Origin of the sequence: Bradyrhizobium zhengyangense, from assembly GCF_022012555.1 — a bacterium.
GTDB classification, from domain to species: domain Bacteria; phylum Pseudomonadota; class Alphaproteobacteria; order Rhizobiales; family Xanthobacteraceae; genus Bradyrhizobium; species Bradyrhizobium zhengyangense.
On record NZ_JAKLTZ010000005.1, the window covers coordinates 285,929 to 299,906 of the forward strand.

Sequence of the window (13,978 nt, forward strand, 5' to 3'; positions counted from 1 at the left end):
ACAAAAGCAACGGGCTTCGCGATGCTCGCGAAGCCCATTGCAACAAATGTTAGGGACGTCAGAGATTGCTCTCGGTGATTGCGGCATAGACCATGCTGCGCAGCTCGCGCCGGATCGGATAGGCGCTCGACGGCAGCACCTGGGTCATGAAGATCGTGATCAGTTCCTCGGCCGGATCGATCCAGAACGAGGTCGTGGCCGCGCCGCCCCAATTGTATTCGCCAGGGCTGCCCGCGATCAGCGTCTCCGCGGGGCGCATCGTCACCGCAAATCCGAGGCCGAAGCCGATGCCGTTATAGGTCGCCTCCGAGAACAGCGAGCGCGACACTTCCGGCAGCGCCTGTCCGCCCGGAATGTGGTTGGTCGTCATCAGCGCCAGCGTTTTCGGCCCGATCAACCTGATACCGCCAAGCTCGCCGCCGTTCAAAAGCGCACGGCAGAAGGTGAGATAGTCGGCCATCGTCGAGCAGAGCCCGCCGCCACCGGAAATGAGAGAGGGCGGTGTCAGGAACGAGCTCTTGGTCGGGTCGTCCTGGAGCGTCAGGCCCTCGCGGCGCTGGCCGGCGTGCATGGTGAATCCACCGCCGGGATCGGCATTGTAGCAGGCGGCGAAACGATGCGCCTTCGAGGCCGGGACGTGGAAATCGGTGTCGGTCATGCCGAGCGGATCGAGGATGCGTTGCTTCAGGAACTGCTCGAACGGCATCCCCGAGATCTTGCCGACGAGGTAGCCGAGCACGTCGGTCGCGACAGAGTAGTTCCAGGAGTCACCGGGCGAGAATTCCAAGGGGATCTTTGCAAGGCTCTCGATCATGCCTTCGAGCGTGCCCGACTTCTCGACCTCGCCGATCTTCTCGGCGCGATAGGCGGCATCGACGTTGGAGCGCTGCTGGAAGCCGTAAGTCAGCCCGGACGTGTGGCGCAAGAGATCGACGATCAGCATCGGCCGAGACGGCGGCCGCGCCAGGAAGTTGGGCCAGGTGCCGGCGACGAACACGCCGAGGTTCTTCCATTCCGGAATGTACTTTGCGACCGGCTCATCGATCGCGACCAGGCCTTCCTCGACCAGCATCATGAAGGCGACGCTGGTGAGCGGCTTGGTCATGGAATAGATGCGGTAAATGGTGTCGTCCTTGACCGGCGTCTTGCGCTCGACATCGGCAAAGCCCTGCACCGAGCTGTGGGCGATCTTGCCGCGGCGGTAGACCAAGAGATGCGTGCCCGGGAAACGGCCGGCATCGATGTACCTGACCTTCAGATGGGCATCGACGCGGGCGAGGGCGGCCTTGGACATGCCCACGGATTCGGGCGAGGCGGGGGTAGGGGCGAGCATCAGTTCCTCCGGGCAGTTTTGTCAGGCGTTGATAGCCGAAATGACGACCTTATTCCAAGCTTGTCGCGCTTAACGCGGGGCCGGGCGGTGGTGTAGGCTCCGCTCTGGAACGCCGCCAAAGAGCCCAGCCGGGCCAACGAGAAAATCCAGGGTAAACGCGCCATGACCCAGTTCAACGAGACCGAACTCACCGAAGCCGTCGTCAAAAGCTTCGACAACACGCCAGATCCGCGTGCGAAATTCCTGCTCCAGGAATTAGTGAAGTCGCTGCACGATTACGTGAGCAAGACCGGTCTCACCTTCGAGGAGTGGGACTACGCCATCGATTTTCTCACGCGCACCGGCCAGAAATGCACCGACACCCGCCAGGAGTTCATCCTGCTCTCGGACGTCCTTGGCGTCTCCATGCTGGTCGACGCGGTCAACCATCGCGACCGCGACGGCGCGACCCAGACGACGGTGCTTGGCCCATTCTATGTCGGCGAGCACAAGGTCACCGCCCATGGCACCGACATCTCGCCGAACAACCTCACGGGCGAGCGGATGTTCGTGCAGAGCCGGGTCACCGATCTCCAGGGCAAGCCGCTCGCGAACGTCCCGGTCGACGTCTGGCACGCCGACGATGACGGCTTCTACGATTCCCAGAAGGCGAATTACGACGAGGTCGGCGCCTCCGCACGGGCGCGCTTCATCACCGACAGCGACGGCCGCTTCTTCTTCCGCACCATCCTGCCGTGCAGCTATCCGATTCCGACCGACGGGCCGGTGGGTGAGATGATCGTGCAGACCAAGCGCCATCCGATGCGGCCCGCGCATGTGCACTTCCTGGTCAATGCCGAGGGCTACGAGCCGCTGATCACCCACGTCTTCATGGACGGCGACAAATATCTCGATTCCGACGTGGTGTTCGGCGTCAAGGACGACCTCGTCGCCAAGGTCGAGCCGCGCAACGAGCCTGAGATGCCCGACGGCGGCAAGGCGAACGGGAAGTGGCACCTGATGAGCTACGAATTCCACCTCAAGCCGGGCGGTGGCATCGCACCGAAGCCGCTGGGGACGAAGGCGGCCGAGCCGGCCTGAGCGGCATCGGCCCTGCTAGCGCGCGTGCAGCAGAGCGAGGAGCGCGACGACGACGCAGGCCAGCGTCACCGTCGTCACCTTCCAGAACAGCAGCGGATTGCGCTCGATCAGGGGCGCGGTCCGCGTGCCGAGATAAGCTGGGTTAGGGTTCCTGAGTTCGTAGGTGAATTCGAACAGGTCCTCGTGGCGCTTGTTGGGATCGGGATGCAGCGCCTTGCGCAGCGCACCGTCGATCCAGACGGGGACGGCACGGTCGTCGTGGCTGGCCGGGCGATACCTGAGCTTCCAGGCATCCGATCGTCCCTTGATCCGCGCGACCTGAGCGCCGTAAGGCAGCTCTCCGGTCAGCATCTGGTAGCAGATGCTGGCCAGCGAAAACATGTCCGACCGCGGCGAGCCGCCTTCGCCGAGAAAATATTCCGGCGCCGTGTACTGGACCGTGCCGAGGATCTCGGCGTCAGCCGGACTGGGGGCCGCCTCGACGACGCCGGCGACCTTGACCGCTCCGAAGTCGATGATCTTCGCCGTGCCGGTTTTGTCGATCAGGATGTTGTCGGGTCTCAAATCCTGATGCAGCATCTCCATGCGGTGGAAGGCGCGCAAGCCCGCCGCGACCTGGTCGACGATGCCGCGCACGGTCTCGAGGTCGGGACGCGGATTGTCCAGCATCCACTGCCTCAGTGTCTGTCCCTCGATGAACTCGGTGGCGACGTAGAGGTAGTTGCGCCGTCTGGACCGCGAGCGCGGCTTGAGGACGTGGGGGCTGTCGATCCGGCGCGCGATCCACTCCTCCATCAGGAAACGCTTGAGATAGGCGGGATCGTCGCGCAGATCGATCGACGGTATCTTCAGCGCGACCATCTCTTCGGTCTCGGTGTCGACGGCGAGGTAGATGTGGCTGCGGCTGGAGGCATGCACTTCGCGGACGATGCGATAGCCGTCGAACAAGGCTCGCGGCTCCAGCAGGGGCGGCAGCGGCAGTTCGGCCGTGCCGCCGAACATATCGACCGAGCCCGCCTGCGGCACCTGATCAATGCGCAGGATCTGCACGGTGATGTTGTCGTCGCTGCCGCGCCGATAGGCCTCCTCGACGATGGTTTGCGCGGCCGCATCGAGATCGGCGGCAGAGGCCGCAAGGGTACTCGTGACGAAGCGATGATCGACGAATTCGTAAGCGCCGTCTGTCGCCAGCAGGAAGATGTCGCCGGGCTCGACCTGTAGCGCCTGGTAGTCGATTTCGATCTGTGGATTGATCCCGAGCGCGCGGCCAAGATAAGTCTGCTCGGACGAGACGATGATCCGGTGATCGTCCGTGAGCTGCTCGAGGGCCTTGCCGGCGACGCGATAGATCCGGCAGTCGCCGACGTGAAAGATGTGGGCCGTGGTCGATTTGATGACCATGGCCGTGAAGGTGCAGACGTAGCCCTTGTCGCGGTCGTAAGCATATTGGCTGCGTCGGGTTTCCGCGTGAAGCCAGGAATTGGTCGCCTCCAGGACCCGCCGCGCTGAATTTTTCACCGTCCAGGACTCGGAGGTGCAGTAATAGTCGGTCAGGAAGCTCTTGACCGCCGACTCGCTCGCGACCTGGCTCACCGCGCTGCTCGAGATGCCGTCGGCCAGCACGACGGCGATGCCCTTGAGACTCAGCATCGGCTCGGTCGGGATCAGCGCGCCGTGAAAGTCCTGGTTGACCGGCTTGCGCCCCTTGTCGGAGTGCTGCCCAATCGAAATTTGCAAGCCCCGGCCCATCCTCGCCACCAATGCAAAGGGAGCCTCACCCTAGCAGGCAAAGCTCCCTTGTCGGACATCACTCCCTCGTTTGAATAGCGATCGCTCAGGCCGCTGCGCGCGGCTGGCTCTTCGCCGCCACCTCACGCTTCGGCTTCGTCAGCACATGCGTGGTGTAGAGGGTCAGGCCGGTGAAGGCGAGGCCGCCGACGAGGTTGCCCAGCACGGTCGGGATCTCGTTCCAGATGAAATAGTCCAGGATCGAGAACTTGGCATGCAGCATCAGCCCCGACGGGAACAGGAACATGTTCACCACGGAGTGCTCGAACACCATGTAGAAGAACACCAGGATCGGCATCCACATCGCGATGACCTTGCCCGGGACAGTGGTGGAAATCATGGCGCCGACGACGCCGGTCGAGACCATCCAGTTGCAGAGCATGCCGCGGATGAACAGCGTTGCCATGCCCGCCGCGCCGTGCGCGGCATAGCCAAGCGTTCTGCCTTCGCCGATATTGCCGATCGCCGTGCCGACCTTATCGGGGTCCTGGGTGAAGCCGAAGGTCGTGACGAACGCCATCATGAAGGCCACGGTCAGCGCGCCGCCGAAATTGCCGATGAAGACGAGACCCCAGTTGCGCAGGACGCCGCCGAGCGTGACCCCGGGCCGCTTGTCGAGCAGCGCGAGCGGGGAGAGGACGAAGACGCCGGTCAGAAGGTCGAAGCCCAAGAGATAGAGCATGCAGAAGCCGACCGGAAACAGCAGCGCACCGACGATCGGCTGGCCGGTGTTGACGTTGATGGTGACGGCGAACCACGCCGCGAGTGCCAGGATGGCGCCGGCCATATAGGCGCGGATGACCGTATCCCGGGTGGACATGAAGATCTTGGATTCCCCAGCGTCCACCATCTTGGTGACGAATTCCGAAGGTGCGAGATACGACATCGTCAGTTCCTTTGTGCGTGTGACCCCTTGAGACGCGACCGTTGCCCGACCGCGCCACGGCCAACACGATGAACTGCACCTCGCGGGGCGGGAGCGACCTGGGCGATATCGGCATGCACCGGGATAGCGTCACGATGACCGCGCTTCGCGGTTCAGCGAACAGGTTTCGCTACCCTAGTGGCCGTCGGAAGCTCGCTACCCCGGGCGCACTGCAGTCATCGTTGACCTGCACGTCACGAAGCAATCGATGTGCCAAAGGCGCGGCCGCCCGGTCCGGTTCTTCACGGGGTTCTACGCCCGGTTTGCCGGGGCTTGCTCAGTGCGAATTCGCTCATTTCGGGCACCAAATCGGGCCTGTGGCGAAAAATCGGGCGACTGCACAACTCTTGTGCGACGCACAATCAACGGGCGAATCAGCATTCAAGAATTGAGCGCAAAGCCGAAGTTTGATGCAATTATAGGCCAGCCTAAAGATTCATCAAATAGTCTAGGCCGTTGTTTGTAATTGTATTTTCTTGGTGCGCGCCGTTGGCACAAGGCTTGAATTACGAGTTTTGACGCCATCGACGCCGTCACAAGCAATCAACCAATCTGTGACACCGCCCAATCGGGGGCTTTCCCCGAGCGTGCCTCTTTGCGTCCGCGATTTGTCGGTGTCGCGCCTTCCTAGCGAAAGGGATTTTCCAATGAGGGAAGACAGTCCGACCTGGATCTCAGAGTGGAGACCGGAGGATGAGGCATTCTGGAATGCGACGGGCAAGACTATCGCCCGGCGTAACTTGATCTGGTCGATCGTGGCCGAGCATATCGGCTTCTCCGTGTGGCTGATCTGGAGCATCGTCGCGACCAAGCTGCCGCAGGCAGGCTTCCACTACTCGACCGATGAGCTGTTCCAGCTCGTGGCCGTCCCTGGCCTGATCGGCGCCTTGATGCGCTTCCCCTATACGTTTGCGGTGACCACTTTCGGTGGCCGCAACTGGACCATCTTCAGCGCAGCGATCCTGTTCATTCCGACGCTGTCGCTCGCCTACTTCGTGAGCCAGCCCGAGACGCCGTTCTGGCTGATGCTGCTGATCGCTTCCACGGCGGGTCTGGGCGGCGGCAATTTCGCCTCCAGCATGACCAACATCTCGTTCTTCTTTCCGGATAGGATGAAGGGCTGGGCGCTCGGCCTTAATGCGGCCGGCGGCAACATCGGCGTCTCCAGCGTGCAGTTGCTGACACCGATCCTGATGACGCTCGCCGTCATCAACCTGTTCCAGGCGACGCCGGTCGGCGGTGTCTATCTGCAGAACGCGGGCCTGATGTGGGTGCTGCCGATCGCGGTCGCGGTGTTCGGCGCGGTGTTCTTCATGAACAACCTGACCTCGGCCAAGTCGTCGGTGAAGAACCAGCTCGCGATCGTCAAGCGCAAGCACACCTGGATCATGGCCTTCATCTACATCGGAACGTTCGGCTCCTTCATCGGCTACTCCGCCGCGTTTCCGTTGCTGATCAAGACCCAGTTTCCGACGGTCACGATCTCGATTGCGTTCCTCGGTCCGTTGGTCGGCTCGCTGTCGCGTCCGTTCGGCGGCTGGCTCGCGGACAAGGTCGGCGGCTCGATCATCACCTTCTGGAATTTCATCGCGATGGCGGCGGCCACGATCGGCGTGCTGTATTTCGTCGGGCAGAAGGACTTCACCGGCTTCCTGTCGATGTTCCTGATCCTGTTCCTGACGACGGGCATCGGCAACGGCTCGACCTACCGCATGATCCCGTCGATCTTCCGCGAAGAAAACCTGTTCAAGGTGCGCGGCAAGGGCGACGCGGCGCGCGCGATGGCACTGAAGACGGCGAGCATCGAGAGCGGTGCGGCGGTCGGATTCATCGGCGCGGTTGGCGCCGTCGGCGGCTATCTGATCCCGAGCAGCTTCGGCAAGTCGATCGCCGCGACCGGGGGTCCGCAGCTCGCGCTCGCGATCTTCCTCGCGTTCTACGCCATCTGCCTCGGACTGACCTGGTGGTTCTACCTGCGTCGCAGCTCGCAGGCTGAAGGCGCGCCAAGCCTTGCCGAAGCGCGTGTGTGAGATTGGCATGAAACACGCTTCTCCTCGTACGCGGGGAGAAGCCGCTCTGATGACGTTTGACCCATGAACTTTTTCCGCAACGGCGCGGACAAAGGCAGACCGAAACAGACAGGAGACCATCATGACGCCACAGCAGATCGCCCTCGTGCAGCAGAGCTTTTCCAAGGTCGCACCGATTTCAGAAACAGCCTCGCAGCTGTTCTACGACCGCTTGTTCGAGGTCGCTCCCCCCGTGCGCGCGATGTTTCCCGAGGACATGACCGAGCAGCGCAAGAAGCTGATGGGCATGCTCGCCGCTGTCGTCGGAGGCCTGTCCAATCTCGAGACGATTCTTCCCGCGGCCTCCGCGCTCGCCAGGCGTCACGTCGCTTACGGCGCCAAGGCCGAGCACTATCCCGTGGTCGGTGCGACGTTGCTGTGGACGCTGGAGAAGGGCCTCGGCGAGGCCTGGACGCCCGAGCTCGCAACCGCCTGGACCGACGCTTACGGCGTGCTGTCCGGCTACATGATTTCAGAGGCCTATGGCCCACAGGCGCAGGCCGCCGAATAGGAGATGCCTTGTGAGTGAACCGCTCGTCATCGTCGGTAACGGTATGGCAGCCGCGCGTCTGGTCGACGAGCTCGCCAAGACCGCGCTCGGCCGCTATGCGGTCGCTGTGATCGGCGAAGAGCCGCGGCTCGCTTACAACAGAGTGCTGCTCTCATCCGTGCTGGCCGGCGAGACCGGCTCGCACGAGATCGAGCTCCGACCGGCGGACTGGTGGCGCCATCGCGGCGTCACCGTGCGCTATGGCTATCGCGTCACCGAAATCGATACCGGCCGTCGCGAGCTCAAGATCGCGGGTGAAGAGAGCATGGAATATTCCAAGCTCGTGCTCGCGACGGGATCGACGCCCCTGCGGCTCAACGTAGCAGGCGCCGATCTTGCCGGCGTGCACACCTTTCGCGACACCCGCGACGTCGATCTGCTGCTGACGCTGGCGGCAGCGAAGAAGCGCGTCGTCGTGGTCGGCGGCGGCCTGCTCGGCCTCGAGGCGGCCTATGGCCTTGCCAAGGCCGGTGCGCCCGTGACCCTGCTGCATCTGATGGACCGGCTGATGGAACGCCAGCTCGATGGGCCAGCCGCCGATCTGCTCAAGACGCTGGTCGAGCGCAAGGGCATCCGGGTCATGCTCAACGCCTCCACCGCGCGCATTCACGGCGAGCACCATGTCCAAGCCGTGGAGCTGGCCGACGGCAGCCGCATCGAGGCGGACGCCGTGATCTTCGCCGCCGGCATCAGGCCCAACGTTGCGCTCGCCAAGGACGCCGGCATCGCGGTCAACCGCGGCATCGTCGTCAACGATGTGATGCAGACGGCGTCTCCCGACATCTACGCGCTCGGCGAATGCGCCGAGCATCGCGGCACCTGCTACGGTCTGGTTGAGCCGGCCTATGAGCAGGCGCGCGTGCTGGCCCGGCATCTCGGCGGACGCCCCGCCGCCTACCAGGGCAGCGTGGTCTCGACCAATCTGAAAGTGTCCGGCGTCAGCGTGTTCTCGGCAGGCGACTTCATGGGCGGTGAAGGCAGCGAGAGTCTCGTGCTGACCGACCGCCGCCGCGGCACCTACAAGAAGCTCGTTATCTCGGACGGATGCCTCACCGGCGCCGTGCTGATCGGCGAGACCGCCGACGCGCTTTGGTATCTCGAGCTGATCCGCACCCGCGAGAAGATCGCAGGGATTCGCGCTGACATGATGTTCGGCCGTGCGCTTGCGCGTCCTTCCAAAGCTGCTTGATGGAGGCGGCTTGATATGACGGCGATCGATCCCTCGCTTCGTACCACCAAGACGACCTGTCCCTATTGCGGCGTCGGCTGCGGCGTGCTTGCAACGCCGGATGGCGCGGGTGGCGCTGCGATCGCGGGCGATCCTGACCATCCCGCCAATTTCGGCCGGCTGTGCTCGAAGGGCTCCGCGATCGGCGAGACCATCGGGCTGGAGGGCCGGCTTCTCTATCCGATGATCCGCTGCAAAGGCGTGCTCGAACGCGTGGCCTGGAGCGATGCGCTCGACCATGTCGCGCATCGCATGAAGCATATCGTCGCGCGCGACGGCGCCGACGCGGTCGCGTTCTATCTGTCGGGCCAGCTCCTCACCGAGGATTATTACGTCGCCAACAAGCTGATGAAAGGCTTTGTCGGCACCGCCAATGTCGATACCAATTCGCGGCTGTGCATGTCGTCCTCGGTCGCCGGCCATCGCCGCGCCTTCGGCGCCGACACCGTGCCGGGCTGCTATGAGGATCTCGACCAGGCCGATCTCCTCGTGTTTGTCGGCTCGAACGCCGCCTGGTGTCATCCGGTGCTGTTCCAGCGCATGCTGAAGAACCGCGCCGAGCGCGGCGCGCGGATGATCGTGATCGATCCGCGCCGCACCGACACCGCAAGCGACGTCGACCTGTTCCTCGGCCTCAAGCCCGGTACCGACACCGCGTTGTTCTCCGGCCTGTTCGTTCATCTCGCCGACAATGGCGCGCTCGATCGGAATTATATCGCGAACAACACCTCGGGCTTCGACGACGTGCTGGCGCGTGCGCGCAACATCGCCGGCAGCATCACCGCGACCGCGCTGGCGACGGGGCTTTCCGAGCAGGACGTCGCCACCTTCTTCAGGATGTTCCGCGACACGACCCGCGTCGTGACGCTGTACTCGCAGGGCGTCAACCAGTCGGCGCAGGGCACCGACAAGGTCAACGCGATCCTGAACTGCCATCTCGCCACGGGCCGCATCGGCAAGCCGGGCGCGTCGCCGTTCTCGCTCACCGGCCAGCCCAATGCGATGGGCGGCCGCGAGGTCGGCGGCCTCGCCAATATGCTCGCCGCGCACATGGGCTTCACGCCGCCCGACATCGACCGCGTCAGGCGGTTCTGGAAGGCGCCGCGTATCGCCACCCATGAGGGGCTGAAGGCAGTGCAGCTGTTCGAGGCGATCAACCGCGGCGAGGTCAAGGCGCTGTGGGTGATGGGCACCAATCCCGCGGTGTCGCTGCCCGACGCGGACATCGTGCGCGAGGCGCTGAAGAAGCTCGAGCTGTTCGTCGTGTCCGAGAACGTGCTCAGCAACGATACGGTCGAAGCCGGCCCGCATGTGCTGTTGCCGGCGCTGGCGTGGGGCGAGAAGTCGGGCACGGTGACCAATTCCGAGCGCCGCATCTCGCGCCAGCGCTCGTTCCTGCCGGCGCCCGGGGAGGCGCGGCCCGATTGGTGGATTCTCAGCGAGACCGCCAAGCGTCTCGGCTTCGGCGACAGCTTCGATTACAAATCCGCCGCCGAGATTTTCCGCGAGCATGCCGCGCTCTCGGCCTTCGAGAACAATGGCAGCCGCGATTTCGATATCGGCGCGATGACGTCGATGTCCGACGAGGATTTCGACGCCTTGAAGCCGGTGCAGTGGCCGGCGCGAGAAGGCGGAGAACCGGGAGAGCGCTTCTTCGCGCAAGGTGGCTTCTTCACCAATGACGGCAAGGGCCGCTTCGTTGCGCCCGAGGTGCCGGCGCTGCGCGGCGAGACCGGCCCGTCGCGTCCCCTGAGGCTCAACACCGGGCGCATCCGCGACCAGTGGCACACCATGACGCGCACGGGACTCAGCCAGCGGCTGGGCGCGCATCTACCCGAGCCCTTCGTCGAGATCCATCCTGACGACGCCGGCAAATACGGTATCGCTCATGACGGCTATGCCCGCATCACCACCGATTACGGCCAGTGCATCCTGAAGGTCGTCGTCAGCGAATGCCAACAGCGCGGTACGTTGTTCGTACCGATCCATTGGAGCGCGATGAACGCCTCACAGGGGCGTGTCGGTGCGCTGGTGCAATCCTTCACCGATCCGTTCTCGGGCCAGCCGGAATCGAAGGCGACGCCAGCTGCGATCGCGCCGTATGAATTCGTCTTCCGCGGTTTTGCGCTGTCGCGAAAGCAGCTCGATCTGCCGCCAAACCTGCTGTGGACGCGCGTCACGGTCAGCGGCGGCTTCGGCTATCTCTTTGCCGACAACGCGGACCTGTCGCGCTGGCCGGCCTGGCTCGAGAGTGCCGCCGGCGAGGACGTGGCTGAGTATCGCGATTTCGGCGGCGGCGTTTTCCGCGCGGCTTCGTTCTCGGGCGATCGTATCGAGACCTGCCTGTTCGTCGGCCCCGCGCATGATGCCGGCGACTGGGATGTGGTGAAAAACGTGTTCGCGGCCGATCGTGTCACCGACGACCAGCGCCGCATGCTGCTGTCCGGCAAGTCCAGCGAAGGCGCCGCCTCGACCGGCCCTGTTGTCTGTGCCTGCTTCGGCGTCGGCCGCGGCACCATCTGCGACACGATCGCGAGCGGAGCTCGGACAGCCGCCGAGATTGGCGCAAAACTCAAGGCCGGCACCAATTGCGGCTCCTGCATCCCCGAACTGAAGCGCCTGATTGCGACGACGGAATTGGCGCCGGCGAAGCAGGCGAAGGTCGCGGGTGCGGCGAGCTAAAGTACCGGACGGTGGTCTTCTAGACGGTCTCGTGCCCCGGCTCTGCGCAGCAACGCTGACGCGTTGCAGCGCGTCCGGGACACGAGAGCAGCGCGCAGGTGCCGTCTCCCCAGCCCAAACTTGCCACCCCCAATCGACGCGCCCGCGATTGTGCCTTATGGTTCGGCGCGCTGCCCTCAGCATCCACAAAAACCATGATGTACCTGGAAACGCCGCCGCGTCTGATCGAAACATCAGAGGATTGAACTCTTGAGCGTGACGGCAGTTTGTCTCAGCCAAAGACCGGCGTCGGAGCGAATATGAACACAAAGCCCTTCGGCAAGTCAGGCGCCAGCGTCTCCGTGATCGGGCAGGGCACCTGGTATCTTGACCACGGCGACCGCAAGCGCGCGATCGCGGTGCTTCAGCGCGGGCTCGATCTCGGCATGACCCATATCGACACCGCCGAGATGTATGGCGATGCCGAGCTCGTCATTGCCGACGCGATCGCGGGTCGTCGCGATGAGGTGTTCCTGGTCTCCAAGGTGCTGCCGAGCAACGCCTCGCGTCGCGGCACCATCACGGCCTGTGAGCGCTCGCTGAAGCGGCTGAAGACGGACAGCCTCGATTGCTATCTCCTGCACTGGCGCGGCTCGTATGATCTTGAAGACACCGTCGCCGCATTCGAGGAGTTGGTGACATCAGGCAAGATCAAATCCTGGGGCGTCTCTAATTTCGACGCTGACGATCTCGACGAGATTCTCGACGTTGCCGGTGAAGGCAAGATCGCCTGCAATCAGGTGCTCTATCATCTGAAGGAACGCGCGATCGAGCACACGGTGATTCCGTGGTGCGAGCGGCACGGCGTTGCCGTCGTCGCTTATTCGCCGTTCGGACACGATGACTTTCCGGATGCGCGCAGCGAAGGCGGCGCGATGTTGGCGCGCATTGCGGAGGCGCGTCGTGCGACACCGCGTCAGGTCGCGTTGAGCTTCCTCACCCGTGCGACTACGGTGTTCGCGATCCCGAAGGCGTCGTCCGCGGAACATGCCGGCGAAAATGCGGCGGCGGGCGATCTCGTGCTGACGAAAGAGGAGATTTCGGCACTGGATGCGGCGTTTCCGCGCGGCCCGAAGCCGCGCGGCCTACCCATGCTGTAGCGCACAAACGCGCAATATTAACGGGACGTTGACACGCGTGGACGTCAGCGCATATCGGCATCCTGTTTTCGGAAGTTGTGAACGCGGCGCATTTGGCGTTTTTTATGGGCCGTCTCGATTCGCATTTTTCCCAGGTCTACCAGTGACACCGCCGCCCGCCGCAGCCGCAAGGCTCGACAGTATTCCCATGCCCTTGCCGGAGAAGAAGCAGGAGGCTCGCCGTGCGCCTGCGCGCGTCGACCATCCCTTCAAAGGTATCGCGCTGGTGCTGCTGTCGACGATCTTCCTCGGCTGCTCTGACGTCACCTCGAAATATTTGTCATCGAGCCTGCCGTCGATCGAGATCACCTGGATTCGCTTCGTCACCTTCGCGCTTATGTTCCTGCCGGTGATGCTGCCGGGCTCGCCGCTGCATGCGATGCGGACCGAGCGGCTGGGCCTGCAGATCATGCGCGGCACGGCGCTGCTCGGCTCTTCGCTCTTCTTCATCACCGGCTTGCGCTTCCTTCCCATCGCGGAAGCCTCGGCCACCGGCTTCGTCTCGCCGCTGTTCGTCACCGCGCTCTCGATCATCTTCCTCAGCGAGAAGGTCGGCATGCGCCGCTGGATCGCGACCGGGTTCGGCCTGATTGGCGTGATGATCATCATTCGTCCGGGCTCGGCCGCGTTCCACGCCGCGGCGTTCTTCCCGATCATCTCGGCACTCTGCTGGGCCGCCGCGCTGATCATGACGCGCATGATGAGCGGGCGCGAGGCCGTTCTCACCACGATGGCCTATTCCGCGCTCACGGGCGTTGCGATCCTCACCGTGATGGTGCCGTTCGTCTGGGTCACACCGACCTGGACAGGCATCGGGCTCGGGATCGTGATCGGCCTGGCCTCCACCGTCGGGCAGTGGATCATCGTGCTCGCCTATCGCTACGGCGACGCCTCGGTGCTGGCGCCGTTCTCCTACACGCAATTGCTGTGGGTCAGCATTCTGGGCTTCTTCGTCTTCGGCGAGCTGCCTGATGTCTGGACCGTCACGGGAGCGGCCTTCATCGTCGCCAGCGGGCTCTACATCGCTCACCGCGAGCGTGTCCGCCGCGCCCAGGTTTTGGTGCAGGCAGCACGGTCTCCGAACCCCTGACGCAAGTTCGCGTGCGCTGATACGTGCTATCAACGGCTCCGATGAAGCAGGAGGA

10 protein-coding genes are annotated in these 13,978 nt (G+C 63.8%); 7 read left to right on the forward strand and 3 right to left on the reverse strand.

Annotated elements, in window-relative coordinates:
- Positions 1-58 precede the first annotated feature (58 nt).
- Complete coding sequence (locus tag L6639_RS21480; RefSeq protein WP_237863620.1) at positions 59-1,333, reverse strand: serine hydrolase domain-containing protein; 1,275 nt, start codon at positions 1,331-1,333, stop codon at positions 59-61.
- A 162-nt stretch (positions 1,334-1,495) separates the two neighbouring features.
- On the opposite strand from L6639_RS21480, the gene L6639_RS21485 reads away from it, so the two are divergent.
- Complete coding sequence (locus L6639_RS21485; RefSeq protein WP_237863621.1) at positions 1,496-2,413, forward strand: intradiol ring-cleavage dioxygenase; 918 nt, start codon at positions 1,496-1,498, stop codon at positions 2,411-2,413.
- Between the two features lie 15 nt (positions 2,414-2,428).
- Here the strand turns inward: L6639_RS21485 and L6639_RS21490 are convergent, their stop codons facing one another.
- Together L6639_RS21490 and L6639_RS21495 are read right to left on the reverse strand one after the other, a co-directional pair.
- On the reverse strand, positions 2,429-4,162 hold the full coding sequence (locus L6639_RS21490) for a bifunctional protein-serine/threonine kinase/phosphatase (RefSeq protein WP_237863622.1): 1,734 nt from the start codon (positions 4,160-4,162) through the stop codon (positions 2,429-2,431).
- Positions 4,163-4,247: 85 nt separating this feature from the next.
- Positions 4,248-5,087: a formate/nitrite transporter family protein gene (locus L6639_RS21495; RefSeq protein WP_128953064.1), complete on the reverse strand. Its 840-nt coding sequence runs from the start codon at positions 5,085-5,087 to the stop codon at positions 4,248-4,250.
- A gap of 686 nt (positions 5,088-5,773) precedes the next feature.
- Here L6639_RS21495 and L6639_RS21500 point away from each other — a divergent pair.
- From L6639_RS21500 to L6639_RS21525, 6 genes are all read left to right on the forward strand, one after another.
- Complete coding sequence (locus L6639_RS21500) at positions 5,774-7,156, forward strand: MFS transporter (protein WP_237863623.1); 1,383 nt, start codon at positions 5,774-5,776, stop codon at positions 7,154-7,156.
- 121 nt (positions 7,157-7,277) lie between these two features.
- Positions 7,278-7,706 carry a globin family protein gene (locus L6639_RS21505; RefSeq protein ID WP_237863624.1) on the forward strand — a complete coding sequence of 143 codons (429 nt, stop codon included), beginning with the start codon at positions 7,278-7,280 and terminating at the stop codon, positions 7,704-7,706.
- 10 nt (positions 7,707-7,716) lie between these two features.
- Positions 7,717-8,934, forward strand: a complete 1,218-nt coding sequence (locus tag L6639_RS21510; RefSeq protein WP_237863625.1) for an NAD(P)/FAD-dependent oxidoreductase — start codon at positions 7,717-7,719, stop codon at positions 8,932-8,934.
- Positions 8,935-8,949: 15 nt separating this feature from the next.
- Positions 8,950-11,655 carry a molybdopterin-dependent oxidoreductase gene (locus L6639_RS21515; protein ID WP_237863626.1) on the forward strand — a complete coding sequence of 902 codons (2,706 nt, stop codon included), beginning with the start codon at positions 8,950-8,952 and terminating at the stop codon, positions 11,653-11,655.
- A gap of 299 nt (positions 11,656-11,954) precedes the next feature.
- Positions 11,955-12,794, forward strand: a complete 840-nt coding sequence (locus L6639_RS21520; RefSeq protein ID WP_237863627.1) for an aldo/keto reductase — start codon at positions 11,955-11,957, stop codon at positions 12,792-12,794.
- A 187-nt stretch (positions 12,795-12,981) separates the two neighbouring features.
- Positions 12,982-13,923, forward strand: a complete 942-nt coding sequence (locus tag L6639_RS21525) for a DMT family transporter (protein WP_237863886.1) — start codon at positions 12,982-12,984, stop codon at positions 13,921-13,923.
- Positions 13,924-13,978 lie beyond the last annotated feature (55 nt).